The sequence below is a fragment of the Candidatus Kryptonium sp. genome, from assembly GCA_025060635.1.
Classification (GTDB): Bacteria; Bacteroidota; Ignavibacteria; order Kryptoniales; family Kryptoniaceae; genus Kryptonium.
The window spans coordinates 177,477-203,136 of record JANXBN010000002.1 but is presented as its reverse complement, the minus strand read 5'-3'; the positions used below and the strand labels follow the sequence as shown (position 1 = coordinate 203,136).

Annotated in this window: 29 protein-coding genes; 6 read left to right on the top strand and 23 right to left on the bottom strand. The window is 36.1% G+C overall.

Translation table 11 applies throughout. The annotated features are described in order from the left end of the window. Window positions 1-151 precede the first annotated feature (151 nt). Both NZ923_05285 and NZ923_05280 read left to right on the top strand, forming a co-directional pair. Window positions 152-526: a DUF309 domain-containing protein gene (locus NZ923_05285; protein MCS7229431.1), complete on the top strand. Its 375-nt coding sequence runs from the start codon at window positions 152-154 to the stop codon at window positions 524-526. Continuing rightward, window positions 523-1,383 carry an MBL fold metallo-hydrolase gene (locus NZ923_05280; GenBank protein MCS7229430.1) on the top strand — a complete coding sequence of 287 codons (861 nt, stop codon included), beginning with the start codon at window positions 523-525 and terminating at the stop codon, window positions 1,381-1,383. Before NZ923_05285 ends, NZ923_05280 begins: the two co-directional genes overlap by 4 nt. 301 nt (window positions 1,384-1,684) lie before the next feature. On the opposite strand, the gene NZ923_05275 is transcribed toward NZ923_05280, so the two are convergent. The 3 genes from NZ923_05275 to NZ923_05265 are packed head-to-tail and all read right to left on the bottom strand — an operon-like array spanning window position 1,685 to window position 3,817. Next, the gene (locus tag NZ923_05275) at window positions 1,685-1,849 is read right to left on the bottom strand and encodes a hypothetical protein (GenBank protein MCS7229429.1); all 165 of its coding nucleotides are present in this window, start codon (window positions 1,847-1,849) and stop codon (window positions 1,685-1,687) included. Between the two features lie 58 nt (window positions 1,850-1,907). Further along, window positions 1,908-2,552 carry a hypothetical protein gene (locus NZ923_05270; GenBank protein MCS7229428.1) on the bottom strand — a complete coding sequence of 215 codons (645 nt, stop codon included), beginning with the start codon at window positions 2,550-2,552 and terminating at the stop codon, window positions 1,908-1,910. Between the two features lie 11 nt (window positions 2,553-2,563). Continuing rightward, a complete protein-coding gene (locus tag NZ923_05265) occupies window positions 2,564-3,817 on the bottom strand; it encodes an ABC transporter permease (protein MCS7229427.1) in 1,254 nt (417 codons plus the stop codon). Between the two features lie 226 nt (window positions 3,818-4,043). On the opposite strand from NZ923_05265, the gene NZ923_05260 reads away from it, so the two are divergent. Next, a complete protein-coding gene (locus NZ923_05260; GenBank protein MCS7229426.1) occupies window positions 4,044-5,813 on the top strand; it encodes a polymer-forming cytoskeletal protein in 1,770 nt (589 codons plus the stop codon). Here NZ923_05260 and NZ923_05255 read toward each other — a convergent pair. Beyond that, entirely contained in the window at window positions 5,810-6,187 is a 378-nt protein-coding gene (locus tag NZ923_05255; protein MCS7229425.1) for a MerR family transcriptional regulator, read from the bottom strand. The genes NZ923_05260 and NZ923_05255 overlap by 4 nt on opposite strands. 207 nt (window positions 6,188-6,394) lie before the next feature. Here NZ923_05255 and NZ923_05250 point away from each other — a divergent pair, with 207 nt between their 5' ends. From NZ923_05250 to NZ923_05240, 3 genes are all read left to right on the top strand, one after another. Further along, window positions 6,395-7,939 (top strand): methylmalonyl-CoA carboxyltransferase, encoded by a 1,545-nt coding sequence (locus NZ923_05250; GenBank protein MCS7229424.1) that lies wholly within the window; start codon window positions 6,395-6,397, stop codon window positions 7,937-7,939. A gap of 18 nt (window positions 7,940-7,957) precedes the next feature. Continuing rightward, window positions 7,958-9,097, top strand: a complete 1,140-nt coding sequence (locus tag NZ923_05245; GenBank protein ID MCS7229423.1) for a glycosyltransferase — start codon at window positions 7,958-7,960, stop codon at window positions 9,095-9,097. Between the two features lie 81 nt (window positions 9,098-9,178). After that, window positions 9,179-9,406, top strand: a complete 228-nt coding sequence (locus NZ923_05240) for a hypothetical protein (GenBank protein ID MCS7229422.1) — start codon at window positions 9,179-9,181, stop codon at window positions 9,404-9,406. A 35-nt stretch (window positions 9,407-9,441) separates the two neighbouring features. Here the strand turns inward: NZ923_05240 and NZ923_05235 are convergent, their stop codons facing one another. From NZ923_05235 to NZ923_05145, 19 genes are all read right to left on the bottom strand, one after another. Continuing rightward, a complete protein-coding gene (locus NZ923_05235) occupies window positions 9,442-12,042 on the bottom strand; it encodes a c-type cytochrome (GenBank protein ID MCS7229421.1) in 2,601 nt (866 codons plus the stop codon). A gap of 28 nt (window positions 12,043-12,070) precedes the next feature. Further along, window positions 12,071-12,964, bottom strand: a complete 894-nt coding sequence (locus NZ923_05230) for a cytochrome C (protein MCS7229420.1) — start codon at window positions 12,962-12,964, stop codon at window positions 12,071-12,073. A gap of 21 nt (window positions 12,965-12,985) precedes the next feature. Further along, the gene (locus NZ923_05225; GenBank protein MCS7229419.1) at window positions 12,986-13,762 is read right to left on the bottom strand and encodes a cytochrome b N-terminal domain-containing protein; all 777 of its coding nucleotides are present in this window, start codon (window positions 13,760-13,762) and stop codon (window positions 12,986-12,988) included. Between the two features lie 27 nt (window positions 13,763-13,789). Continuing rightward, the gene (locus NZ923_05220; protein MCS7229418.1) at window positions 13,790-14,383 is read right to left on the bottom strand and encodes a Rieske 2Fe-2S domain-containing protein; all 594 of its coding nucleotides are present in this window, start codon (window positions 14,381-14,383) and stop codon (window positions 13,790-13,792) included. A gap of 74 nt (window positions 14,384-14,457) precedes the next feature. Continuing rightward, window positions 14,458-14,895, bottom strand: a complete 438-nt coding sequence (locus NZ923_05215; GenBank protein MCS7229417.1) for an Rrf2 family transcriptional regulator — start codon at window positions 14,893-14,895, stop codon at window positions 14,458-14,460. An 11-nt stretch (window positions 14,896-14,906) separates the two neighbouring features. Beyond that, window positions 14,907-15,245: a 4Fe-4S binding protein gene (locus tag NZ923_05210; protein ID MCS7229416.1), complete on the bottom strand. Its 339-nt coding sequence runs from the start codon at window positions 15,243-15,245 to the stop codon at window positions 14,907-14,909. 18 nt (window positions 15,246-15,263) lie between these two features. Then, the gene (gene atpC / locus NZ923_05205) at window positions 15,264-15,593 is read right to left on the bottom strand and encodes an ATP synthase F1 subunit epsilon (GenBank protein ID MCS7229415.1); all 330 of its coding nucleotides are present in this window, start codon (window positions 15,591-15,593) and stop codon (window positions 15,264-15,266) included. A 1-nt stretch (window position 15,594) separates the two neighbouring features. Then, entirely contained in the window at window positions 15,595-17,004 is a 1,410-nt protein-coding gene (gene atpD, locus NZ923_05200; protein ID MCS7229414.1) for a F0F1 ATP synthase subunit beta, read from the bottom strand. A 177-nt stretch (window positions 17,005-17,181) separates the two neighbouring features. After that, window positions 17,182-17,433 (bottom strand): hypothetical protein, encoded by a 252-nt coding sequence (locus NZ923_05195; GenBank protein ID MCS7229413.1) that lies wholly within the window; start codon window positions 17,431-17,433, stop codon window positions 17,182-17,184. 16 nt (window positions 17,434-17,449) lie between these two features. Further along, window positions 17,450-17,866 (bottom strand): DUF420 domain-containing protein, encoded by a 417-nt coding sequence (locus tag NZ923_05190; protein MCS7229412.1) that lies wholly within the window; start codon window positions 17,864-17,866, stop codon window positions 17,450-17,452. Beyond that, window positions 17,863-18,465 carry an SCO family protein gene (locus NZ923_05185; protein MCS7229411.1) on the bottom strand — a complete coding sequence of 201 codons (603 nt, stop codon included), beginning with the start codon at window positions 18,463-18,465 and terminating at the stop codon, window positions 17,863-17,865. Before NZ923_05185 ends, NZ923_05190 begins: the two co-directional genes overlap by 4 nt. Window positions 18,466-18,483: 18 nt before the next feature. Beyond that, entirely contained in the window at window positions 18,484-18,798 is a 315-nt protein-coding gene (locus NZ923_05180) for a cytochrome C oxidase subunit IV family protein (GenBank protein ID MCS7229410.1), read from the bottom strand. Between the two features lie 21 nt (window positions 18,799-18,819). Next, window positions 18,820-19,485 carry a cytochrome c oxidase subunit 3 gene (locus tag NZ923_05175; GenBank protein MCS7229409.1) on the bottom strand — a complete coding sequence of 222 codons (666 nt, stop codon included), beginning with the start codon at window positions 19,483-19,485 and terminating at the stop codon, window positions 18,820-18,822. A gap of 24 nt (window positions 19,486-19,509) precedes the next feature. Beyond that, entirely contained in the window at window positions 19,510-20,151 is a 642-nt protein-coding gene (locus NZ923_05170) for a cytochrome c oxidase subunit 3 (protein ID MCS7229408.1), read from the bottom strand. 24 nt (window positions 20,152-20,175) lie between these two features. Beyond that, a complete protein-coding gene (gene cyoE / locus NZ923_05165) occupies window positions 20,176-21,042 on the bottom strand; it encodes a heme o synthase (GenBank protein MCS7229407.1) in 867 nt (288 codons plus the stop codon). 4 nt (window positions 21,043-21,046) lie between these two features. Continuing rightward, window positions 21,047-22,096 carry a COX15/CtaA family protein gene (locus NZ923_05160; GenBank protein ID MCS7229406.1) on the bottom strand — a complete coding sequence of 350 codons (1,050 nt, stop codon included), beginning with the start codon at window positions 22,094-22,096 and terminating at the stop codon, window positions 21,047-21,049. Window positions 22,097-22,131: 35 nt separating this feature from the next. Beyond that, window positions 22,132-23,898, bottom strand: coding sequence for a cbb3-type cytochrome c oxidase subunit I (locus tag NZ923_05155; GenBank protein ID MCS7229405.1), 1,767 nt, complete (start codon window positions 23,896-23,898; stop codon window positions 22,132-22,134). A gap of 22 nt (window positions 23,899-23,920) precedes the next feature. Continuing rightward, a complete protein-coding gene (locus NZ923_05150; protein MCS7229404.1) occupies window positions 23,921-24,769 on the bottom strand; it encodes a cytochrome c oxidase subunit II in 849 nt (282 codons plus the stop codon). Between the two features lie 18 nt (window positions 24,770-24,787). Next, window positions 24,788-25,486: a carboxypeptidase regulatory-like domain-containing protein gene (locus tag NZ923_05145; protein ID MCS7229403.1), complete on the bottom strand. Its 699-nt coding sequence runs from the start codon at window positions 25,484-25,486 to the stop codon at window positions 24,788-24,790. Window positions 25,487-25,660: the final 174 nt, after the last annotated feature.

Below are 25,660 nucleotides of genomic sequence, written 5' to 3'. Positions count from 1 at the left end.
AATAGCTATCACAAAACTTTTAAACATCGCAAACCAGAATCAAATCAATTAGCAACTTATTTAGCTTCGCTTTGACTTGTTAGAAATTAATGTTATATTTAAATTGCGTTGAGATAGACAGATGAAAAAGCGAAACTGAATTTAATCAACAATGTCCATAGATAAATTTCTTAAGGGAATAGAAGAATTCAATTCTGAATTATTTTTTGAATGTCACGACACACTTGAAGAAATATGGAACGATGAAAGAGACCCGGAGCTTAAAAAATTTTACCACGGTTTGATACACACTGCCGTTGGATTTTATCATCTTACAAACCTTAACTTCCGGGGCGCAACCAACCAACTTAAAAAAGCTGTCCAAAAACTTGAAGGTTATCCCGAAACTTATATGAATATCAAACTAAACGATCTCTTGCTTAATATAAGGTTTTGGCTTGAAAAAGCTGAAAACGCTCTAAATCACAATGATAAAAATTTTGATTTTCAAAACTTACCGAAAATAAAATTTGTTGAAGAAAAATGAAAATAGGTAAATATGAAGTATATGCAGTTGAAACGGGACGATTTAAGCTTGATGGCGGCGCTATGTTTGGGATCGTCCCAAAAACAATATGGGATAGATTAAATCCAAGTGACGATAGAAATAGAATTGAGCTTGCTTTGAGAACTTTGCTTATAATAGGTGATGGTAAAAAAATTCTCGTTGACACTGGGATAGGCAAAAAATGGGAGGAAAAATATGTTGATATCTATGGAATTGACCACACGAAATACACACTTGAAGATTCACTTGCTAAACTCGGTTTGAAAACTGATGATATAACAGATGTCATATTAACTCATCTTCATTTTGACCACGCTGGTGGCTCAACGATGAAAGATAGCGATGGGATCATAAAACCAACTTTCAAAAACGCGACTTATTATGTTCAAAAGCGCAACCTTGAGCTTGCGATGAATCCAAATGAAAAAGATAGAGCCAGCTATCTACCAGAAAATTTTCTACCTTTGATAGAGTTCAATCAACTTGAAGTTGTTGATGGTGAATTTGAAATTTTTGATGGAATTGAATTAATAGTTTCAGACGGACATACATTCGCTCAACAACTCGTTAAGGTTTCGGATGGGGAAAAGACGCTTGTCTATTGTGGGGATTTAATTCCAACCTCCTCACATATACCTATTCCATATGTGATGGCTTATGACCTTCAACCCTTAGTGACAATGGAAGAAAAGAAGAAACTTTTAAAGCAAGCAGTTGAAGAAAATTGGATCTTGTTTTTTGAACACGATCCGTATGCAGATTGCGCAACCGTGAAACAAGGCAAAAAATATGTTGAGCTTGATAAAAGATTTAATGTTTCAGAACTTTCTTTTTAATTTTTAAAAACAGCGCAACAAAATTTTCATCAAGTGTTTTCTCAAAAGCCCCGAGCCATTTGAGAACATATTTTTCATCAAAAACACGATTTTTCAAAAGAATACCTTTGACATCTTCAATGTCCCTTTCTCTTCCTGTACAGGTAACAACATTGTTTCTTGAACGAAGTTTTCAACATCATCAGGCAGAGGTTTTAATTTAGTTTTTTATATCAACCCCAAGAGTTATATCTATATCCTTTGTCAACCTTGGCTCACCATAGACCATAACTGCCTGTCCGCCAATTATCATATATTTGATTTATTTTTTGAAAGTTCTCTTGCGACTGCCTTTATAAGTTCTTTTAACTCCATTTATAGCTCTTGCGTATTTTATATCCGTTTCAATTCCCTCAAGTCGATTCGCTAGTGGAAATTTCCCAATCTCCTTTGCAAACCTTAACATCGGTATTTCTAATAAGTTCATTTTCAAACTCTTCTAAAATCTTGCGATTTTTGATCATTTCAAGATTGAAAAAATTTATTTAACCCAAGAAATATAAAAAAACACCTGTAAGAACAATCACAACGCCAGCTAATGTGTGAGAATACCTTTCTATTTTCTCAAGATTAATGAGCCGAATTCCAAAATAACCAAGTAGTGCTTGTCCAACCATCATGATCCATGTTATGACACTGAAAACTATAGTTACTGTAAGCACTCCAGCAGTTTTAAACTTAAGAGAAGCAAAGATCAATGGAATCAAAGGTTCACACGGTCCGAGAATAAAAAGAGCATACAGAGTCCAGACGGTGACGACTTTTTTCGTCAAGATTTCCTCATCAACTATTTCATGTTTATGAGGATGCCTTATATGTTTCAGGCCCCAAACTGCATAAGCTACCCCAAATCCTATTAAAAGCCACAGCCCCACATCAGCACGAATTGCTTCAATTCCCTCAAGTTTACTCAATTCCATCCCTATAAACAAACCTATAAACCCAAGCAAAACTGAAGATGCAACATGACCTATTCCTGCAATAAAAGATACAAAAGTTAATTTTTTTACTGACCACTTTCGCGCCCTTGCTATCGCTACGAAAGGAAGCCAATGATCAGGAGCAAGAGCATGAAAAAATGCAATTGATGCCGTGCTTAAAATCAATGCTACAAATGAAGCATCCTGCATTTTACTTTCCCCTATTTTGTTTTTACCCAAGATATCAGCTCTCTAAAAGTTGGAAACTTTCCATAGCTTAAAATTGCGATCCTGAAAATTCGCCCAGCAACCCATATCATTCCAATCACAGAAAACAATAAAATCAATGTCGTTCCGATAATCTCCCAAGATGTGGGCATTTTAATAGGAATTCGCACGACCATAAACGGAGCTGTGAAAAATGGAACAAATGATAAAATTTTTATCAAAAGTAAATCTGGATTTTGCATTATAAGAAAAGCAAAGGCAATTGGAAAAACCATTATCAAACTAACATATCCCGCAACTTGTTGTGCTTCATATTCTGAATTCACAGGAGCACCAATTGCAACAAAGACGGCGGAATAAAAAAGGTAACCAAGAACAAAATAAATCAAAGAAATTAATATCGCTTCAAAATTTATTAGCGTAGCAGCAAATCCTGAAAGAAAATAAAATGCAACCAAACTCCATATCAACATTTGCGTCAAACCAACAAAACCAAGTCCAATTATCTTACCTGCCATTAGTTGGTTCGCCGTACACGACGAGAGAAGAACTTCAATAACCCGATTTGATTTTTCCTCAACCACACTTCTGATCAACATCTGTCCACCAGTCATCACAAGAAGCATTAAGGCTAATATGAAGATATATGAACTAAAAAATATACCAACAAAATCAGTTTTTTCTTCTTCACCAGTTTTTGAAATTTTAATCGTTGTATATTTAACTGACCTGAGGATATTGTCAATCTCACTTTCTTTAATTCCGTATTTTTCAAGATTTGCCTCTATAACAATCTCATTCAACACGCTTTTAAATCGCTCAATGTCTCTTATGTTTCCAACATTTTGCCCAACATATTGAAAAGCAAAAGTATCTACCCCAAAGTTTGAGGGAATGATAAGATAACCTTCTATTTCACCATTTATCACTGCTTTATTTGCGATCTCTTTATATTTCGTTAAATCTTGAACTTCGCTACTTGACTTGATATTAACAGCTACATAATTTGGCTTTCCATCTGGAAGTTTAAACTCAGATAATTTCCTTCTAAATTCATCAAATACCCAACCAGTTTGATCAATAATTCCGATATGTTTTTGTCTCAAATCTCCTTTATCCATCAAAATCGTTGGAAGAACAGAAAAGGCAGCTATAATGAGGGGCATTAAAATAGTAGAGATTAAAAACGCTTTTGTTCTTACCTTGGTTATATACTCCCACCAGGCGATGGTGAAAACTTTTTTCACGGAAAATCCCTGATTAGATTTTTTAAAAACCCAAATAAATCGTTGATACTTTTTCAACGACTTTATATGTTGTGAACCTTTGACTTTTAGAAATTAACAAAGCGTTTTATTTTTTCCAAAGATTAAATTCCATCTCGGCGTTTTCGCTACATAAACTCTGAGTAACTTTTAATTGGCCTTTTCGTATATTTAATCACAGAAGCAAAAAACATAAATTTGAAGGCATATGAAAAAAACTTTAATAATTTTGTTATTTGCTTTTTTCGCCAACCAAATATTTCCTCAAGAACCTGAAGAGAAAAAAATTGAAAGTTTAATTGATGAAATCTTGAAAAAGATTGAAGATTATTACTCCTCCGAAGAACTTATCACAGAGCAACAAATTCAGAAGCAAAAGGAAATACAAAAACAGCTGGAGAAAATAAGAAAGCAACTTGAGATTTTGCGAAAACAGAAAGAATTTATAGACGCTGAAGAATTTCAAAGTGAGATCCAAAAAATTCAACAGCAAGCTATTGAGATTCAAAAAGAAAGCGAAGAACTTCTCAAGATAATTGAAAAACAATCCGAAATTCTCTCTTTGGTTTCACCTACATTTAGATTTAAAGGTAAAACAGAGATCGGCAAAGATGATTTTATTGAAGGAGATGTATTTGTCCAAGATGGTGATTTAATCGTTTACGGTCGCATCAACGGGAATATACTTGTTGAAAATGGTGATGTGATACTTGAAAACGGCGCAGAGGTTAATGGAGATATCTATACAACCAACGGAGAGATCAGAATAAGCGAAAAAGCGAAATTTACAGGTCAAAAACATGAAAATTTCTCCCTGCTTGCAGAAATTGATAAAGCAACATCCTACAGTCGGAGAAGGCAAGCAGTTCAAGTAAAGTATAAACAATTTTATGAAGAACAGCCCGGTTTTGATAATTTCTATTTTGAATTTGAGAGAGTGAGTGGTTTTAAAATTGGACTGATCTTTCCCAGAAAGTATACAAACATAGTCAACAAACATATTTCTATGTACGGCTACGGCGGATATGCTACCAAAATACATAGATGGATTTTCTCCGTTGGACTTGACAGATCTTTGATAAACATAAATGAAGGAAATTCTAAATCATTTCTTTTAATTATTGGCGGGAAGGTTTACTCAACAATTGGAACAAAAGACGATTGGCTTATATCACCTAACGCAAATACGATTTCGGCGCTAGTTTGGAACAATGACTATAGAGATTACTTTAAACACGAAGGTTTTGATGTTTATCTTGATTCATATCTTGAAACAAATCTTTTTCCAGATATTCAAAACTTAAAGATAGCTTATTCAAGCGCAAACTACGGAAGCGAGACTAGAAGGTATATCAAGTATTTTGGATGGAATAGAAAACGTCCGTTTCGCGAAAATCCCGCAGTTTATGAAGGCAATCTGAAATCAATTTCCGTAAGCTACAAAACAGGGAAATTGGAATTAATTGAAGGTTTTAGGAAATCCGGCTTTTGGATGGTTATAAACTATGAAAGAGAAATCGGGAATTTTGCTTACAACATCATAATTTCTGAATTAAGAATCCGTTTGAATTTATCAAGTTATGACAACCTTGGTTTTAGATTTAGATTTGCCAGTTCCGATAAAATTTTACCAAAGCAAAAATCGTTTGAAATTGGCGGTTTCGGAACGCTTTATGCTTTCCCCTATAAATCATTTGAGGGAAATAAAATGATACTTACAAACATTGAATATATATTGAGAAATCCTGTTGATATTTTTGACTTTGTTAACTTCTTTATCTTTTTTGACGCTGGCTATGTAAATACAACCGAAGGGAAACTTACATCTGGATTTAAAATTAGAAACAAAAGCGAAATAAAATCCGATTTTGGTTTCGGGCTTGGTACGGAGAGCATGAAGACGAGAATTTATTTTGCCTGGAGAACGGATAAGAAAATGCCCCCTGTTATCGTTGTGAGATTGTCAAACCCGTTTTAAAGTTTTTTCAAAATAGTTTCAAGAATTTTCTTTACCTCCACAAGATCACGACGAAGTTCAGGATTAAAGATCTTAGGTAATTTAGCTTTTCCATCCTCAATGATAATATCGGTTGGGTCTTCATCAGGATTATAACTGTCCAAAAATTTTTTTGCACCTGCGATAGTATAACCTTCTTCGTAAAGCAAATGTTTGATCATTAATATAATTTTGATGTCTCGGTTCGTGTATATTCTGTTACCTCCCCTGTTTTTCGCTGGCTTTAGTAGATCAAATTCTTTTTCCCAATATCTTAGAACATGCCTTTCAAGCCCTGTTAATTTACTTACCTCACCGATTGAATAGTAAAGTCGCTCAATCTTAAACTTGGACATGCGAAAAACTTTTTTGTTTTATTTTAATCATTTCTTTGATAAAATTCAACCAATTTATCAAATCTTAATTTGGCTTTAACGAATGTTTAACCTTAGCGATGTAATCTTAAAGTTGAAGTTTGCTTTAAAAAAAAGGTCATTTTTTGTAAATTTAAGAAGCATATAGAACCTTGTAAAAAAATTAAAACCTTAAGAGAGCAAAGCAAAATGAAAAACACAATTGATTATCTACTCAAACTCCGGGAAGAAGCAAAACTTGGGGGTGGATTAAAGAGAATTGAAGAACAACACAAAAAAGGGAAATTAACAGCACGTGAAAGAATTGATATTCTTCTTGATGAGGGGAGCTTCCAAGAAATAGACATGTTCGTAAGGCATAGAACATATGATTTTGGTATGGATAAGCAACGACCACTTGGCGATGGAGTTGTTACAGGTTATGGAACAATTGATGGTCGTCTTGTTTTTGTGTTCAGTCAAGATTTTACCGTATTTGGTGGATCGCTTTCAGAAGCACATGCCGAAAAGATTTGTAAAATTATGGATCTTGCAATGAAAGTTGGTGCGCCAGTTATTGGTTTAAATGATTCAGGCGGTGCAAGAATTCAAGAAGGAGTTGCAAGTTTAGGTGGATACGCTGAAATTTTTTTGCGAAATACACTTGCATCTGGCGTTATCCCGCAAATCTCGGCAATTATGGGTCCGTGTGCTGGAGGCGCTGTCTATTCCCCAGCGATAACAGATTTCATTTTCATGGTTAAAAACACAAGCTATATGTTCGTCACTGGGCCAAATGTAGTTAAAACGGTAACTCACGAAGATGTGACATTTGAAGAACTTGGCGGTGCAATGATACATGCAACGAAAACCGGTGTAGCTCATTTTATATGCGATAATGATGTTGAATGCCTAATGCATATAAGAAAACTTTTGAGCTATTTACCATCAAATAACATGGAAGAACCGCCACGAATTGAAACAAATGACGATCCAAATCGCGAAGATCCAAAACTTGACTCAATAGTGCCCGATAATCCTAACAAACCTTATGATATGAAAGAGATCATTTTATCAGTTGTTGATAATGGAGAATTTCTTGAGGTTCACGAATACTTCGCTCAAAATATAATCTGTGGATTCGCACGATTTGATGGTTATTCCGTCGGTATAGTTGCAAATCAACCTGCGGTTTTAGCCGGAGTTCTTGATAATGACGCTTCTATAAAAGCTGCAAGATTTGTTCGTTTCTGTGACGCTTTCAATATTCCGATTATAACATTTGTTGATGTCCCTGGCTTCATGCCTGGAACGGATCAAGAATGGCGTGGTATAATTAAAAATGGCGCTAAACTTCTTTACGCTTACTGCGAGGCAACTGTGCCTAAAATTACAATCATCACAAGGAAAGCATATGGTGGAGCTTATGATGTCATGGGCTCAAAGCATATACGAAGCGATATAAACTATGCCTGGCCAACAGCCGAAATCGCAGTTATGGGACCAAAGGGCGCTGTAGAAATAATCTTCAAAAAAGAAATTGAAAAGGCAGAAAATCCAGAAGAACTTGAGGAGAAACTCATACAGGAATATAGAGATAAATTCGCACATCCATACATTGCTGCTGAAAGAGGCTATATTGACGATGTGATTGAACCAAGGAAAACGCGATCCATGATAATCAAAGCCTTAAGAATGCTTGAAAATAAGGTTGATACAAATCCGAAGAAAAAACACGGAAATATCCCGTTATAAAATAAAATAGCGCTGATGATGTTTGATTTAATTTTAATCGCTTCCGCAATTTATTATTCTTTTGAGATACTCTTGTTTTTTTTCGCTTTGAACAAAGCTGAAAAATTAAAACGTATTGATGATAACAATCTACCAAATGTGAGCGTTGTCGTTGCAGCAAGAAACGAAGAAGAAAATATAGAAAGATGCGTTACTTCAATCCTAAATGTTGATTATCCGAAAGATAAGCTTGAACTCATCGTCGCAAATGACGGATCAACTGATAGAACCGAGGAAATTCTTAGGGATATTCAAAAAAATAATCCAAATCTCAAAATTTTAAACATTGAAACTCAGATAAATAACCTCAAAGGGAAAGCTAATGCTCTTGCTCAAGCGATAGATAAAGCAAACGGTGAATTTATATTTTTGACAGATGCTGATTGCGCCGTTCCAAGGACATGGATTAAAGGTATGTTGAAGTATTTTGATGAGAAAACAGGAGTTGCATCTGGAATTACAATAGTTGAATCAGGCAAAATTTTTTATGGGATACAATCACTTGAATGGGCATTCTTACTTGGCGTTGCTGCTTCTGTAGCAAAACTCTTTAAACCAGTTGCCTGTATTGGAAACAATATGGTGTTTAGAAAGAAAGCTTATGTTGAATTTGGTGGTTATCCAAATTTGAAATTTAGCCTAACAGAAGATTTGGCTCTTTTAAAAGCGATAGTTGATAAAGGAAGATGGGGATATTCATTCCCTGTTGATGTTGATACCTTAGTTATAAGCAAACCAATAAAAACTTGGAAAGAACTTTATCATCAGAAAAAAAGATGGGGAAGCGGCGGACTTGATACCGGTTTACTTGGAATAGGCGTTTTATTAGGTGGATATATTTTCCATTTTCTTTTGTTAATTTCGCCCTTTTTCGTAAAAAACTTTCTTGTTATCCCGATAGTTTTGCTCTTAAAGTTTTTAATTGATGGCTCCTTTCTCTTTAAAATCTTAAATAGGTTCAAAAAACTTCCTCTTTTCAAATATCTTCCTTTCTTTGAAATTTACTACATAATTTATGTCGTTGTTCTTCCGTTTATTGTTTTCCTCGGTGGAAAGACCGAATGGAAAGAAAGAAAATATAAAGGCATCAAAAACCTGCAAGTTATTGAGAAAAGCTAATGTTTCCTGAATATTTTCCGATAATATAATCTGGAAGAATTCAAAAAGAAAGTGTTTTGCCTTATGTTTAAAAAGTGTCCGATGTGTAACAACACATGGAACACAAGAGAAGAGTTCTTAACCGATGAAGAAGTTCAACTTGTTGGATATCAAAAATATATGGGGGTTTACGGCGGTGGATATTTACTCTTTAGACACAAAACGAAATTCTGTGGCACTACGATAGCAGTAAAAGCATCTTTTTTGTCAAATAATATATCCTCAACTCAAAGATTAAAGCGAATTTACAAAAAAGAAGGGGAAAATTAACTAAAACCGCAGGCGAAAATGCCTGCGGTTTAAACCTATTTCCCCATCACGATAGTTGAACCTTTCCTACGAGAAAATGTCCAGATATAATCTCTCAAAGCCCTTATCTGTTCATTTGCGTCACCATTGAGCACATCCGGAACTGGACTTGTCCCTTCATAGAAAAATGTTGGCATATTTGTGCCAGGTTGAATTGCTTGAGGGTCACGTAGCCAGTCAATAACCCATTCGGGTTTTAATCTATTTGGTGCAAGGTCAAGATTGGGAGCAAGCATTGATGCAGCAAGATCACTTCCAGCAACATGGCATTTTAAACATTGTAATCTATCAAATAAAACTTTTCCTGCGTCAACATATTTCTTTTCAAGTGGAACATCGTAACTTCTAACTTTGAATTCTTGATTACTCAAACCAAGGAAATATTTTATAAGGGTAGTTATCTCATCATCTGTAAGTTGAAAGGTCGGCATTCTTAATTTAAACCATGGTCTTATAATTGATGGATTTCTCAAAAATTCATAAAGCCATGGCTCTTGAACCTTTGCTCCTTCAATTGTAAGCAGCGGTGGTCTTAATCCAGGATCTTCAATCATTGGATGGATATATCCGCCTTGCTCCTCAATCTGATGGCAATTGGTACAATTATACAAAAGCGCTAACTTCCTTCCATCATTGATTTCTTTTCTCTTCTTATCAAATGTTTGAACATGGCTTGGACCAACTTCATTCTTCTTGAAACTTGCAATTAAAGTCACAAGAGCATCTACTTCTTTATCCGTAAAATTAAATTGCGGCATCCTTAATTGAATTCTCTCTGTTGAAAATCCACGAGAATCGCGAAGCTTTTCAGCAAGCCATACAAGACGATCTTTTGGCAAGTGTTTTTTATAGCCAAAATCAAGTTGTTCAAGATTCTTACGAGCAAAGTCAGAAATATCAACACTTACTTTCGTCTCTTTCTCTGTTCCCTTTATATCATGACAACCATAGCAACCATACATTTTTATCAACCTTAAGCCTTGTTCAGCTTTAGCTTCAGAATAATTTACCTTTATGGCGGAGTAATCAACCGTATCTTTCAAAGTCATCAAATAAGCAACGATATCACTTGCTTCTTGATCGGTTAATCTCAAACTTGGCATCTTTGTGTTCGGCAGGTAATGTCGTGGATTTTTAAGCCAATCATACAACCACTGCGGATTAACTTTGCTTCCAATTTTTGTTAGTTCAGGAGCGACATCATAATTTAAACCTCTCGTTTCTCTAACAACTTTATTATCTCCAATTGCATGGCATCCAAGACAACCGATATTCTCAACGAGTTCTTTTCCACGCGCTGGATTTCCACCAGACAAGTATTTATATTTATATTCCCAATTCTTGGCACTATCTTGACCAATCTTGACAAGATAAGCTGTTATAGCTTCAGATTCTTCAGGTGTTAACTTAAAGTTAGGCATTCTTCCATGTGGTAGATATTCCCGTGGATTTAAAAGCCAGCGATAAATCCAGCCAGGTGTCGTCTTAACAAGCAAATTATTCAAACTTGGACCAATCTTTGGAAGATCATTATAACCATCAACACCATGACATCCATAACATCCAGATTCTATCAAGATATGCTTTCCTGCCGTGAGTTTCGGCGCCCATTTCAAATTAATTTCGTTGAAATGACAATCATTGCATCCAGCTTCTATATTTTCCTTCTTTAAGATTGGCCATTCCCAGTATTTATCTTTATCGCCGTGGGCATATCCTTCTGTAAGAGCTGGACCTTGACCACGGTGGCATGGCGTGCAACCAAATTTTTCTGGATTATGTTTCGCAAGAAGCTCAAGGTTGGGATGAGTTTTAAAAGGTTGCGGTGCATCTTCAAAAAGTGGATCATTCCATCCAAGATGACAAGTTTGACATCTGTCAACACGAGATTTCAAAGTCCCAAAGTTAGTGCGCTCAAATTCAGGCAAGATTACTTGGATAATTTTTATCTGTGCTTCCTTGGTTTTTTGAATTCTATCTTTAATTTTGTTTATTTCATCAAAAAGTTTGCTAATCTCACGCTCTACCTCATCAACCCTTGCCCTATAACTTTTCACTATTGCCCATGCTTCGTCTCTCTTTCTTGTCAGTTCTTCTATCTTTGTGTTAAGTTCATTCATTAACCTTTCTTCGCGCTGAATTCTTTCCCACCACTTTTGAGTTTCTTTTTGTCCGCTGTTTTCAAGCTTAGCTTTTTGGTAGAAGTAATAGTATTCGTCGGATCTGCTTTTTGCAAATTGAAATTCCCTATTTAACTCAGCAAGCTCCTTTTCGTATCTTTTATAATCTGAAAGGGCTTTTTTGTATTCGTCTGATTCAAGTCCTGCTTTCGCTTTTGCAAGCTCTTCAGACAATTCTTTATATCTTGCGCTGTCAAAATTCGCAAGAGCTAGCTTATAAAGCGAATCAAGTTTAGATAGCTTCAACTGATAAAATTTTCTCTGATATTCCTTCCAAGGTCTTCGTGTTGAGACCTCGTCAATTACAGCCCATAATGTTGCAAGAAAGAGAATGATCGCAAGTAAAAGATAAATTTTATCATATCTTCTTTGTTCAATCGGTATTTCCTTCCGCTTTTTCAGCCATTTTAGGATCATGGTTTGCTATAAAATTTTTGTTTTTAGGTTAAACATTGAACCACGGCGTCACCCAGACATATTTAACATTCAATGTCCATCTTAAAATCATCTTTATCGGCAAAGCTATCATAGTTAAAAGCAGATATGAGGTAATCAAATATCTCGTTAATCCAAATTTTTCTGCAAAATCTGGCATTTTCTTTTTCATCCATAACCATCCCAAAGGCATTAAAATTGCATAATATCCGATGACAACAATACCACCAAAAATAGAAGCAACTGGATTTAGCGAGCCATCAGGATTATAAGTTGGAATTCCAATAAGTTCATTCAAGTCAACATTTGTAATAGCAACAACTTTATGTGGATCCCACTCTTCCCAAGGCCAGAAGAAATTCCAACCCGGTCCTCTGAAAAATGTCCCAACGACAATTAAAAGAACCCATAAAATTAGAAATCCAAACGCAAAAATTGTGATTGCCCATTTCCTTTCTTTAAATGTATAATAGCCGTTGCCTTTTGGATTTATATCAATATATGGTATTGCCATTAAACCAATTATTATAAGTCCTGGTAATAGAACACCTGCAATCCAAGGATCAAAGTAAACAAGCATTTCTTGAAGTCCGAGAAAATACCATGGCGCTTTTGATGGATTTGGCGTAAGAGATGGATTCGCCGGTTCTTCAAGCGGTGCGTTGAACCCAATAGACCAAACAAGAAGGAAAGCCATCACTGCAATAGCAGCGATAAACTCAACGCGAACGAGATAAGGCCAAACCTGAACTTTATCTGTTTCATCGGCTTCATATGGAATTCCACGCTCGTCGTTTCTCTTCGCTTTTCTCATAGCATAAATGAAAAAACCATAAACTGTAAAAAGCAGGATTATAATTGGAAAGTTATCTGGATGTCCAAGAATTCTAAGAAGATTTTGCATTGTAGAATTTGCAACTTTATTTTAAATCTTTTTTGGATTAGGACCAGAGATGCCTCCATCTTTTCTCACGCGCCAAAAATGAACTGCAAGGAAAATTGCTGTAACAAGAGGTAGAAAAACACAATGTAGAACATAAAATCTTAACAAAGTTGGTGGTCCAACCTTAGTTCCTCCAAGAAGTAAAAATCTAACATCATTATCAGGTCTCATTCCAAGCTCGGGTCCGAAAGGTCCCTGATGTCCAAGAAACGGAGTTGCAGCTGCCATATTTGTTCCAACTGTCACAGCCCATATAGCTAATTGATCCCACGGCAAGAGGTATCCTGTAAAGCTCAAAAGAAATGTCAAAAGCAAAAGTATAACACCAATTACCCAGTTAAATTGTCTTGGTGGTTTATACGACCCTGTTAAGAATACCCTAAACATATGAAGCATAACAGTTATAACCATCAAATGTGCAGCCCAGCGATGCATATTTCTTAACAATGCCCCAAATGGAACATCGTTCATCAAATATTTCATATCCTCGTAAGCATATTCAGCAGCTGGACGATAATAAAACATCAAAATAACCCCCGTAATTGTCAAAATTATAAACAAAAGAAACGAGATGCCACCCATTCCCCAAGTATACCCATAGTTCACCGCATGTCTTGAAACTCTAACCGGATGCAAATGAAGGAAAACATTATCAACGACCATAAGAGCTCTATTTCTTTGAGTGTCTTCATAACCATGACGAAAGATTGACTTATAGATTTCCGAGTTTTTTATCTTCTTTTTTATTTGAGCAAGCATATCTCAAACTTTAAATTTTGTTTTAAACTAGCTTCTGTATGGTAGAAAAGAACCTGGTTTACCCCACTCTCCTTTCTCATATCTGTATGTAACACCTTTATCAATTAAAATTTGCCCATCTTCTGCAAGAGATATTTTGACTCTCTCAAGAGGTCTTGGAGCAGGTCCTTCAAAGTTTATTCCAGATTTTCTGAAACCACTACCATGGCAAGGGCATTTGAATTTATTCTCACCGCTTAACCACCTCGGCGTGCATCCAAGATGAGTGCAAACTGCAAGAAGTGCATAAAAACCATCTTCCTCGCGAACTATCCACACACGCTGAGAATCTTTGAACTTTTCACTTACCTCCCCAACTGTATATTCCTCTGGATAACCTGCTTTGAACGCTGTTGGAGGTTCATAAAGAACACGAGGAAACATATATCTGATCGCGCCAATTATTGATGTAAATATGAATCCCAAAAAGCCAAGCCATCCAGCAAGCGTTAGAAAAGAACGACGATTAAACTTCCAAAGTCCCGTGTCATTTTCAGGAGGCTTATCCTGTTTAGGAATTACTTTTCTTGGTTCCCTTTGTGCTTTCTCTTGTTTTTGGGATTGATGCAAGATCTCGCTCATTTATGGTTTTGAATTTAGTTTTTAATTTGCCTCAAATTAAGACAAAAAATATCCTTTTTAGGTGCAAAAAAAATTTAAACTTTTGAATACACGCAAATTTTATCACCTATTGAATCAACCACTTCCTGAAGGTTTACAGATTTAAGATAAAGTTTTATTTTCTCGTTAACATCCGAAAATAAATTTCTTACGATACAGTCCTTCCTATAGCGACATCCAATAGCGGTAGAAAGATAACAAATTTCCTCTCTTGATGGCTCAATTGCGGATATGAGTTCATATAGCGTTATCTGTTCAAGCGGTTTAGATAAGAAATACCCACCTTTAACACCAATTGTACTGTCAACTATACCAGCACGGCGCAGGGCTTGAAGAATTTTCATCATATAGCTGACCGATAATCCACATTCACGTGCTACTTCGGATGCACGGACAAGTTTTTTATCTTTTCTTGTAGCCATATAAACTATTGCGTGTATTGCGTATCCAAGTGATTTTGATATATCTATCATTTAAGCCTTTATTATTCATTATCTTTTTGAACCATGTCAATTGTTTCCCAGGGACAATACTTTGCGCAAAGTTTGCAGCCTATGCAAATTTCCTCATCCACTATCACAATGCCGTTAACATTTGAAAAAGGATTTATTCCATTCAAAATGTTTTCTCTTAAAATTTCAAGAGTCGTTGATTTAACACCATCAAATGAATCAATGTATTCTGGGCCTCTGACCTTATAAATACAATCAACTGGACAGAACTCAATGCATACCTCACATCCTGTGCAACCAACCGGATTAACAACAGCTACAAGTTTAACTTTTTTCCTTGTCGCTTGTTTCTCTATGTTAACTTGAGACATTTTTACGAAAAATTAATTTTAAAAGACATCTTTGCTAAAAATTTCCTTTCTCTTTTCCTTTAAGAGATCAGCGACTTTAGATTTTTCAACTTGTTCCGCTGAATCAACAAAGACCGATACAACATTATTTTTAACTTCGGCAAATCCATTAGAAATAACAAAATAAAGCGCGTTCCCAGTTTCTTCTACTATCTTAACCCTACCGACCTCAAGTATACTTATCAACGGAGCATGATTATAGAGAACTTGGAAGCTACCCATTACTCCAGGAAGTGTTATGCTCTTGACCTTACCACGATATATAACATTTTCAGGTGTTAAAATTTCAACTTGGATTAATTTATCCATATCAATCAAGTTTCATTTTCTTTGCTTTGTCAAACGCTTCGTCAATTGTCCCGACCATATAAAACGCCATTTCTGGAAGCTCATCGCATTCACCTTCAATTATAGCTTTAAATCCCGCAATGGTGTCTTTCAATTTTACATATCTTCCCTCTGTTCCAGTAAATGCTTCTGCGACAAAGAATGGTTGCGAGAGGAAACGCTGGATTTTTCTAGCTCTTGAAACAATCAGTTTATCTTCTTCGGAAAGTTCATCAATCCCAAGGATGTTGATTATGTCTTGCAAATCTTTGTATGTCTGTAAAATTTCTTTAACTCTCTTCGCAACATAGTAATGTTCATCACCAACGACTTTCGGATCAAGCAATCTTGATGTTGAATCAAGTGGATCAACAGCGGGATAAATTCCAAGCTCGGCAATCTGACGCGACAAAACCGTTGTAGCATCAAGATGTCCAAATGTCGTTGCTGGAGCTGGATCTGTCAAGTCGTCGGCAGGGACATAAATCGCCTGAACTGATGTGATTGAACCACGCTTTGTGGAAACGATTCTTTCCTGCAATTCTCCCATTTCTGTCGCGAGTGTCGGTTGATAACCAACAGCCGAAGGCATTCTTCCAAGCAGAGCTGAAACTTCAGAACCTGCTTGTGTAAATCTAAAAATGTTATCTATGAACAAAAGAACATCTTTGCCTTCTTCATCCCTGAAATATTCAGCTATTGAAAGAGCACTTAATCCAACTCTTAATCTCGCTCCTGGTGGTTCATTCATCTGACCAAAAACGAGAACAGCATTTTGCAAAACTCCCGATTGCTTCATTTCTAACCAAAGCTCATTCCCTTCTCTTGTTCTTTCGCCAACCCCACCAAATACTGAATAACCTTTGTGATATACGGCGATATTGTGTATCAATTCCATAATTATAACAGTTTTACCAACACCCGCTCCTCCAAAAAGACCAACTTTTCCACCTCTTGGATAAGGCTCAAGCAAATCTATAACTTTAATTCCAGTTTCAAGTATCTCTCTTTTGGTGCTCAATTCAGTAAATTCTGGTGGTTCACGGTGTATTGGGTAGTATTTTTCGGCTTCAACTGGGCCAAGACCATCAATCGGTTCACCAACAACATTTAAAAGTCGCCCTAAAACTTTCGGACCAACTGGCACTTTTATTGAATCTCCAGTATCATACGCTTTCATCCCACGAACAAGTCCATCTGTTGAATCAAGAGCAACAGCGCGAACCCTATTTTCACCAAGATGCTGTTGAACCTCAGCCCAAAGGATTTCTTCTTTCCCTTCAATATTAACCCTTGGTATCTTAATAGCATTGAAAATGGAAGGTAGGTAACCATCTTCAAATTCAATATCAATAACAGGTCCGATGATTTGGACAATTTTTCCCTCTCGCATTATTTAACTTAATTTGTTTTAGTTTTCTTTTTCATTTCTTTCTCCCAAGTAAAATCAAAACCTACTTCGGGAGATTTCAAAAGGTTTGCCAATTTCGCTAAAATATACAAAAACTGGGCGACTTTTTCAAAAAACATTCCCTATTTAGAATTTACCCGCTTGAGAAAGAACGAAAAATCAGTTAAGATAAAATGTCTTTTTCTTCCTTTTTGAAGAAACATAAATTGCAATAGCAAATCCTGCAAAAATAAGATATGGGACAACGAGCAAATAAACTATGCCATCATTTAAACCACTTGCAAGTTTCATTCCTTCATCTGAACTTGTGACATTTTGCTTACACATTGCACATTGTGAATAAACATATTCAAAAGGCAAGAGAAGATTTATTACAATTATCGCTACAAAAATTAAAATTGCTCGCTTCATCTCTCGCATTGTGATTTTATTTGAAAATATGGTAAAGCATCAGATAAATTAAAACTCCTGTTACTGAAACATACATCCATATAGGCAAAGTCAATCTTGCAACTTTAGGATGTTTATCAAACTTCTTCATCAAAGCAAAAATCAGCGTAATTATAGCCAATGGAAGAACAAATATCGCCAGAAAAGTATGGGACGATAAAATAGAAAAATAGACAAATCGCCAGAAACCCTGCCCCTGAAAGCGCGTTATCCCAGCGCTATAGTGGTAAATAAGATAACTGATTAGAAAAAGCGCTGACGAAACAAATGCAGAAAGCATAAATTTCTTGTGTTTTGCCACATCTTTTTTCTTTATGCTAAAAAATCCAAGCAAAAGGAACAAAAAACTTAACATATTTAAAAATGCATTTAATGTCGGCAAAAACTTGATCATTTTTCACGCAAAATTAATTTTACATCTTTAATTAATCTATCTACATCCTCGGCTTCTATCCCGGAATAGTAACCTCTTATTCTGCCTTTTGAATCCACAAGGACAAATTTATCACTATGTATGAAATCCTCCGGTCCACCATCTCCTTCTTCAACTGGAAGTTTGAAACCTTGTCTTGCAAGCTCGTAAATTTTCTTTTTCTCCCCGGTAACGAAAAACCACTTACCGTTAATCGCTCCCCAACCCTTTGCATACTCCGAGAGGACCCAAACGGAATCTCTTTCAGGATCTACTGTAAATGAAACAAGTTTGATTTTAGGATTATCTTTAAATGCTTCTTGAACTCTGCTCATTTGTTCTGTCATCCTTGGACAAATCCCAGCACAACTCGTGAAGAAAAAATCAGCAACCCAAATACTTCCTTTCAATCTTTCAAGAGCAATTTTTTCACCGTTTTGATCAATTAAGCTGAATTCAGGAATTTCACCATAAACTGGTAAAGTAGCAGCGGACGAAACTTTCCAAATTTGAATTCTCAAAGCAATAAAAACTCCAATTGCGATGCTCAAAATTATTATAACGATTCTTCTTCCTGGCATCTTTTAACAAAAATTTTTTTAATAATATCCAAGCCCAAGTCGCATTAAAAGAGCGACGCTCCCATCCGGTATAAGAGCTGCCGCGAGAGCAACAAGTATAATTAACGGCAAAACTATTGAATAAATGAACCCAATCTTTTCAAACTTCAGATGCATAAAATATCCAGCAATTAAAACTGCTTTCATCAACGCCATTATTGTAAAGAGCAAAGCCATTAAAGAATGCGAAATTGGAAGAAAAGCTACAAGTATTTCTACGATAGTAATTGCCAAGAGTTGAAACCAAACGCGCCAATAAACCTTTTTAGATGATTGATGGATTGTTTCACTCATAGTTAAATGTCAAATTATTTTTTAAAGAAGATAGAAAAACGCAAAAATGAAAACCCAAACAAGGTCAACGAAATGCCAATAAAGTCCGGCAACTTCAACACCCTCATATGAACCTCGTTTATCATAAATTCCCTTCGCAACTCTTATTGCCATGACAATTAAAACGATAACGCCACTCAAAACATGTGAGCCATGAAATCCTGTTATAACAAAGAAAGAAGCAGAAAACAACGGAACACCCCAAGGATTACTTGTAAGACGCGCTCCTTCATGAATCAAATGTCCCCATTCGTATGCCTGACACATTAAAAACAATAAACCACCGCCTATTGTAAGTAAAAGATATTTAAGCACACCTTTTCTATCCATTCTTTTTCCTGCATCAACAGCAAGAGCCATTGTTAAACTACTACAGATTAGAATAAATGTCATTATGCTGACAAAAAGAAGTGGTAATTTCGCACTTGTAAATGGAAAAGCGGAAAAAATTTCAATCCTACTTGGCCAACTTGGTAAACTTGCCCTCAAAGCACCATATGCAGCAAGCAACCCTCCAAATGTAAAAGCATCAGAAAGTATAAAAATCCACATAGTAAATTTATCCCTTGACACACCGAAAGGTGATCTTCCACCACCCCAAGGTGATTTCAGGACTTTTTCCTGCTCAAGCATCAATTCTTGGGTCATTCTATCAATTTCCTCAATTTGTTTTTATGTTGTTAGGTTTATAAAAACGAAAAGATAGAGCCATAGAATGTCAAGAAAATGCCAATAAGTTATGCAAAGTTCAACACCAAGTTTGTTATGTGAGTTATAATAACCAAGTAGTGCTTTGATCATAACATAAATCAAAGCGATAACCCCACCTGCAAGATGAACAGCATGCGCACCCGTTAAAAGATAAAAAAACGAACTTGATGGATTTGTGCTTACATAAACCCCCATCTTAGCGAGTTGATTCCAACCAATTATTTGTCCAATCAAAAAAGAAACACCAAGCAAGGCCGAAAGCAAGAAAAATGACTTAAATCCAACAAGATCGCCATTTTTTAACTTAAAATAACTTACTTGAATCGTCACACTGCTTAATATCAAAATCAAAGTGTTAAACCAGAAAATTACGGGCAATTCAAATTCAAACCAATTTCCAGCAGAATGTCTTACAATATAAGCGCTTGTTAAGGCTGAAAAAAGCATAATTATCGCAGCTATAAATAACCATAATCCAAATTTTGCAGGGTTGACTGGCAGGGCATATGAATAAGAATGCCCGCCAGCACCCCCAGCACCTCCGTTGTTAAAAATTTTTCCAGAATCTATATTTGAAGATATGCTTCTTTTTTCATTCACCATAATTCACTGCCTCAAGAATTGTTTTTAAATTTTATCAATAAGAAGAAAGACGAGAATTAACGGAAGATAAATTTCAGCCATAACCATGATTTTTTTCGCAGAGCGTGTTGAATTTTCCCTCAAAAGCGAAAGCGTTTGAAGGAAAAATAAACTTCCTACTAAAATTGAAATAACAAGTGCATATTTCCCCGCAAAACCAGCTATAGTTGGCATCAATCCCATAGGTAAAAGCATAAATGTGTAAATAACAAGATTTATTGCCGTCACTCTATCATTAGAAGACGGCAACACTTTGAAGCCAGCTCTTTCATAATCAGATTTGCACAAGAGAGCAATTGACCAAAAATGTGGAAATTGCCATATAAATTGAATCCCAAACAAAATAATCGCTCCTAACTCTATTTGTCCCCTTACCGCAGTCCAACCGATAACAGGCGGAATTGCTCCTGGAATAGCGCCGATAAATGTGCAAAACGGAGTTATCCTCTTTAACGGAGTATAAGCGAAAACATAGATTATGAAAGCAATCAACGCAAGTATTGCGCTTATAGAATTTACAAATTTGTAAAGCATATACTCTCCGAAAATTAACATCAAAACTGCAATTAAAACTGCGGTTTCTTTTTTCATTCTATTACTTGGCAAAGGTCTTCCGGCAGTTCTTTTCATCATTCCATCAACTTTTTGCTCAAAAACTTGATTCATCGCATTCGCAGAACCGACAACAAGGAAAACTCCAAGAATTGTGATTACAAAGTTTAATAAATCTATCTCTCCCTTCCTTGCGATCAAATATCCCATTCCGGTCGTAAATACCACAAGCGTTGTCAAGCGATGTTTTATCAAGAGAAGAAAATCCTTGAAAAATTTTGAAAATTTTTGGAATACCATAAATTTAAACTCCCAATTTTGAGGGAATTAACTCTCTTTGTTCAAGAGCAACGGAACTTATTACTCCTTTCCATCCCAGCACAGCAAGTATAAGCGTCGTCCCAAGAAGTGTTGCACCTGTTGCAACATGCAAAACTGTAACCACGACGGAAAGCTTAGTCCATATGACAAAAGCCCCGAGTAAAATTTGTAAAACAACTAAAAAAATCCATAAACTCGCAAAATTTCCAAGTATCTTAACACCTTTTCTTATAGCAAGGATAGATGTATAAATTCCAACTCCAGCTACTACAAATGCCCAAGTTCTATGAGCGAAATGTATAGCAACTTTAAATTGAAGTTCAGCATAAGTAATTGGGAAAGGTGCGTTTGGATCATAAGGAAGATCGTTAAAAGGCGGTATTATTTTCCCAAATGAAAGAGGAAAATCAGGAATGATGCTTCCAGATTGAGTATGCCTTACAAGTGCACCAAGAAGGAGCTGAATAAAAGCAAAAACAAAAGTCAAAGTATATAATCTTGCGATCTTAAATCCCGTATTTATTCGTTCAATTTCAAAATTTTTCCAAGCCCTTGATGTAAACAAAGAAATTAAAAAAGTCATACAAAGAACTATCTCAGCAAGCGTTGCATGAACGATGGCAACAGCTATTTTAACTGGTTCAACATGGCTAACTGAAAGTATCCTTGTAGCAGTATCTTGTAATTCAGGATCCGAAATAATAAGAACTCTTAATCCACCAAGTATTGCTTGTAAAGTCACAGAAATGAAGGCGATAACTCCGAGGACTTTAACATATTTAGGTTGTTTACTCTTTAACAACCAGATCATAAGTATTGTTATTAAAATTCCGACTGTCCCAGCAACAAGCCGATGTCCATGCTCATATAAAACCCCACCAACCATTCTTGGAAAAAGCGTCCCATAAGAAAGTGGCCAATCAGGCACTGCATCACCTGAACCCGTGCTTGTAACAGAAGCACCGACGGCGATCAGGAATACTGTAAACACTGCCGTTAAAAGCGAAAAGCGATGTAAAGCTTTTGAATACATTTTTAAAGATTCAAACTTTTAATTTTAAAATGATTTCATTTGGAATCCGCCTTAATTGGAACTGTCTGAGGCACATAGTCTTCCTCAACGCCAGGAGGACTATATTCATAAGGTCCACGATAAACAACTGGAAGTTCACCATCCCAATTGCCGTGGGGAGGTGGTGAATCGGTTTGCCATTCAAGCGTATTAGCTTTCCACGGATTTTTTTCTGCTTTTGGACCCTTAAACATGCTCCAGAAGAAATTGAAAATGAAGAGAATTTGCACTGCACCAGCGATAAAAGCTGCAATTGTAATGAATTTATTCAAGCCTAAAAATTGAGATGTGAAATTATATTCAGTGAATGAGTAATATCTTCTCGGAACCCCAGCTATACCTTGGAAGAACATCGGGAAGAAAATAAGATACACACCTATAAATGTGCCCCAGAAATGAATCTTACCAAGTTTTTCATTCATCATTCGCCCAAACATTTTAGGAAACCAATGATAAACCCCTGCAAACATACCAAATGTAGCAGCTGTTGCCATTGTGAAATGAAAATGAGCAACGACGAAATAAGTATCATGAAGTTGAATATCAACAGGTGCAGTTGCAAGAAAAGCACCTGTCAAAGCACCAGGAATAAACAAACCAAGAAAACCAAGCGCAAACAACATCGCAGATGTTAACCGCAAATTTCCACGCCATATTGTCACAAGATAATTAAATATAAGAATTGCCGTTGGGAAAGATATCGCAAGCGTAGTTATGACAAAAACTTCACCAAGGATTGGATTCATACCACTTACATACATATGATGCCCCCAAACGATCATGCTCAAAGCACCAATGCCAATCAGAGAGGCAACTGAAACTTTATATGCGAAAAGCGGTTTTCTTGCATTTGTTGCCAAGATTTCACCAACAAGTGAAACTGCGGGAAGCAAAACAATGTAAACTTCCGGATGTCCTAAAAACCAGAAAAGATGTTGCCATAAAATTGGATTTCCGCCCTCATGTTGAACCGGTTGTCCACCGAGAACAAGTCCACTTGGGACAAAAAAGCTCGTCCCAAATTCACGATCAAAAATCAACATTATCGCGCCTGCAAGCAAAACTGGGAAAGCAAGCAACCCCAAAATTGCAGTTATAAACATACCCCAAACCGTTATAGGCAATCGCCACATAGACAGTCCAACAGTTCTATAGTTCAATGTAGTTGTAATATAATTCAAAGCACCAAGCAAAGACGAAACAATAAATAAAGCCATACTCACAAGCCAAAGAGTCGTCCCAACATCAGAACCAGGAATAGCATTTTTTAAAGCACTTAATGGCGGATACATTGTCCAACCAGCGCCAGCAGGTCCTGTTTGAACAAAGAAAGAAGCCAACATTACAACCGAAGCAGCGAAAAATACCCAGTAAGAAAGCATATTTAGAACTGGGAAAGCCATATCTCTTGCACCTATCTGCAATGGAATTAAATAATTTGAAAATGTCCCACTTAAGCCAGCTGTTAATAAGAAAAATACCATTATCGTCCCATGCATCGTTATTAGCGCAGCATAAAACTCCGGCTTCAAAATCCCAGCTTCTGCCCATTTCCCAAGGATCTTTTCAAGAAATGGAATCGGCTGATTTGGATAAGCAAGTTGTAATCTCATAAACCATGATAAAACCATCCCTATAAATCCCCATGCAATCCCAGTGATAAGATATTGCTTTGCTATTGTTTTATGATCGGTGCTGAATATATATTTAGTTATGAAATTTTCCTTATGATGGACTTCAGCTACAGTATGTTCATGCTTCATCTGTATGAGCTCCATTAATTTTTTAATAATAAATGTCGCCCGCCGGTGTTTGTTGACTTAACCATTCTTGCACTTTCTCCATCGGTTCAACTATAACCGGTAATTTCATTCTATAATGTCCAAGTCCACATAGCTCGGCACATGCAAGTTCAAATTCACCTTCTTTTTTCGGGATAAACCAAGTTCTTGTGGTCATCCCTGGAACCGCATCCTGCTTAACTCTAAAATTCGGCAAATAAGGGCTATGAATTACATCTTTTGATTTTATTAGGAAGACAACAGGATGATTCAATGGTAGATACATAACCCCTTGACCTGCTGGAAAAACTATATCATCTTTAGCTGACTCATCGCTTATATCAATGCCTAATGGATTATCGTATGAAATAAGTTTTGGATCTGTTTTTCCAAATTTACCGTCAGGTCCTGGATATCTTATGCTCCACGCAAACTGTTCTCCTGTTATTTCAACAAGAAACGCATCTTTGGGAACTTCACCATGAATTTTTCCCCATATAGAAGCTCCGCCGAGAAATTCAGCGCTTATCTCAAGAATTATAACAACGATTGTTCCTGGAAGTATTGACCATAAAATTTCTTTTTTCGTGTTTCCTGGAAGGTAAAAAGCCTTACGCCCTGGCTCACCAGCGTACTTAAAAACGAAGTAAGAGAGGACCAGTTCGCTCAAAATAAATAAAATACCCGCAATGATAAATATAGTTACGAAAATTTTATCAATCGTTTCTCTATCCGACGCAAGCTCTGGAAGCCACCATCCGTTTCTAATAACTACCCATATACTCGCAATTATACCAATAACGAAGAAAAATATAAACAACAAACCATGAAACCTACTTTGTCGCTGAAACATGACTTTTAACCCTTAAGTTTATTTTTTTCTCTCAAAGGTAAATTCAATCGTTTTAACTTCACCCGCCTTCACAGTTACTGTTTGAGTTTGCGTCCCGAGTTTCTCATGCCATGCTTCAATTATATATGTTCCAGGCGGAAGATTTTTAATTTCAAATTCTCCTTTATCATTCGTAACCGAATAAAACGGATGATCAAGAACACCCGCATATGCGCTCATCCAAGGATGAACATCACATTTGAAAGGAACCATAATTTCAGGAGTTGTAAAAGTATAATAACTTTTCATCCCCTTTACAGGCTGTCCAATGTTAAATGGTTTATTCTTTTTCGGTGTTGCGTGAACATTATGAAGCAATGGATCGCTGTTTCTTATCTCAAGCTTTTGTCCAACCATTATTCCAAAAACATGTGGATGATACCAGCAACCTTGTTGATCAAGAACAACTGGCTCCGCAGGTGGATTATATTTTCCTTTCACTCCCTCCTTCACATACACAAAAACCCATTTTAATGTTTTATTTTGGTTAACAACGATATCTTCTGCTGGAAGCTGCTTGCCACTATGAAGTGCATCGCATTGTCTGTCGGCTTTCATACTTATTAACCTTGGTTTTGGAGCTTCGCCGACGAACTTAACTACCCCTTTTAATATTGCGTTTTGACCGAAAACAAAAGATGTGATGAAAACTAAAAACAGAAAAATTGCCTTATACATTTTTAACGATCACCAAGTTTGTTTTTAAATTAGGATAAATACACTCCTAATTTAATACTTTGAAAAATAAAAGTCAAATTTCGCGCTACTTATTCAAAGCCCAATGAAGTTTTCACCATGTTAAAACAACTTTTCTAAAAAGATTTTTCCTTGAAAAAGGTGGCGATTTTCAAT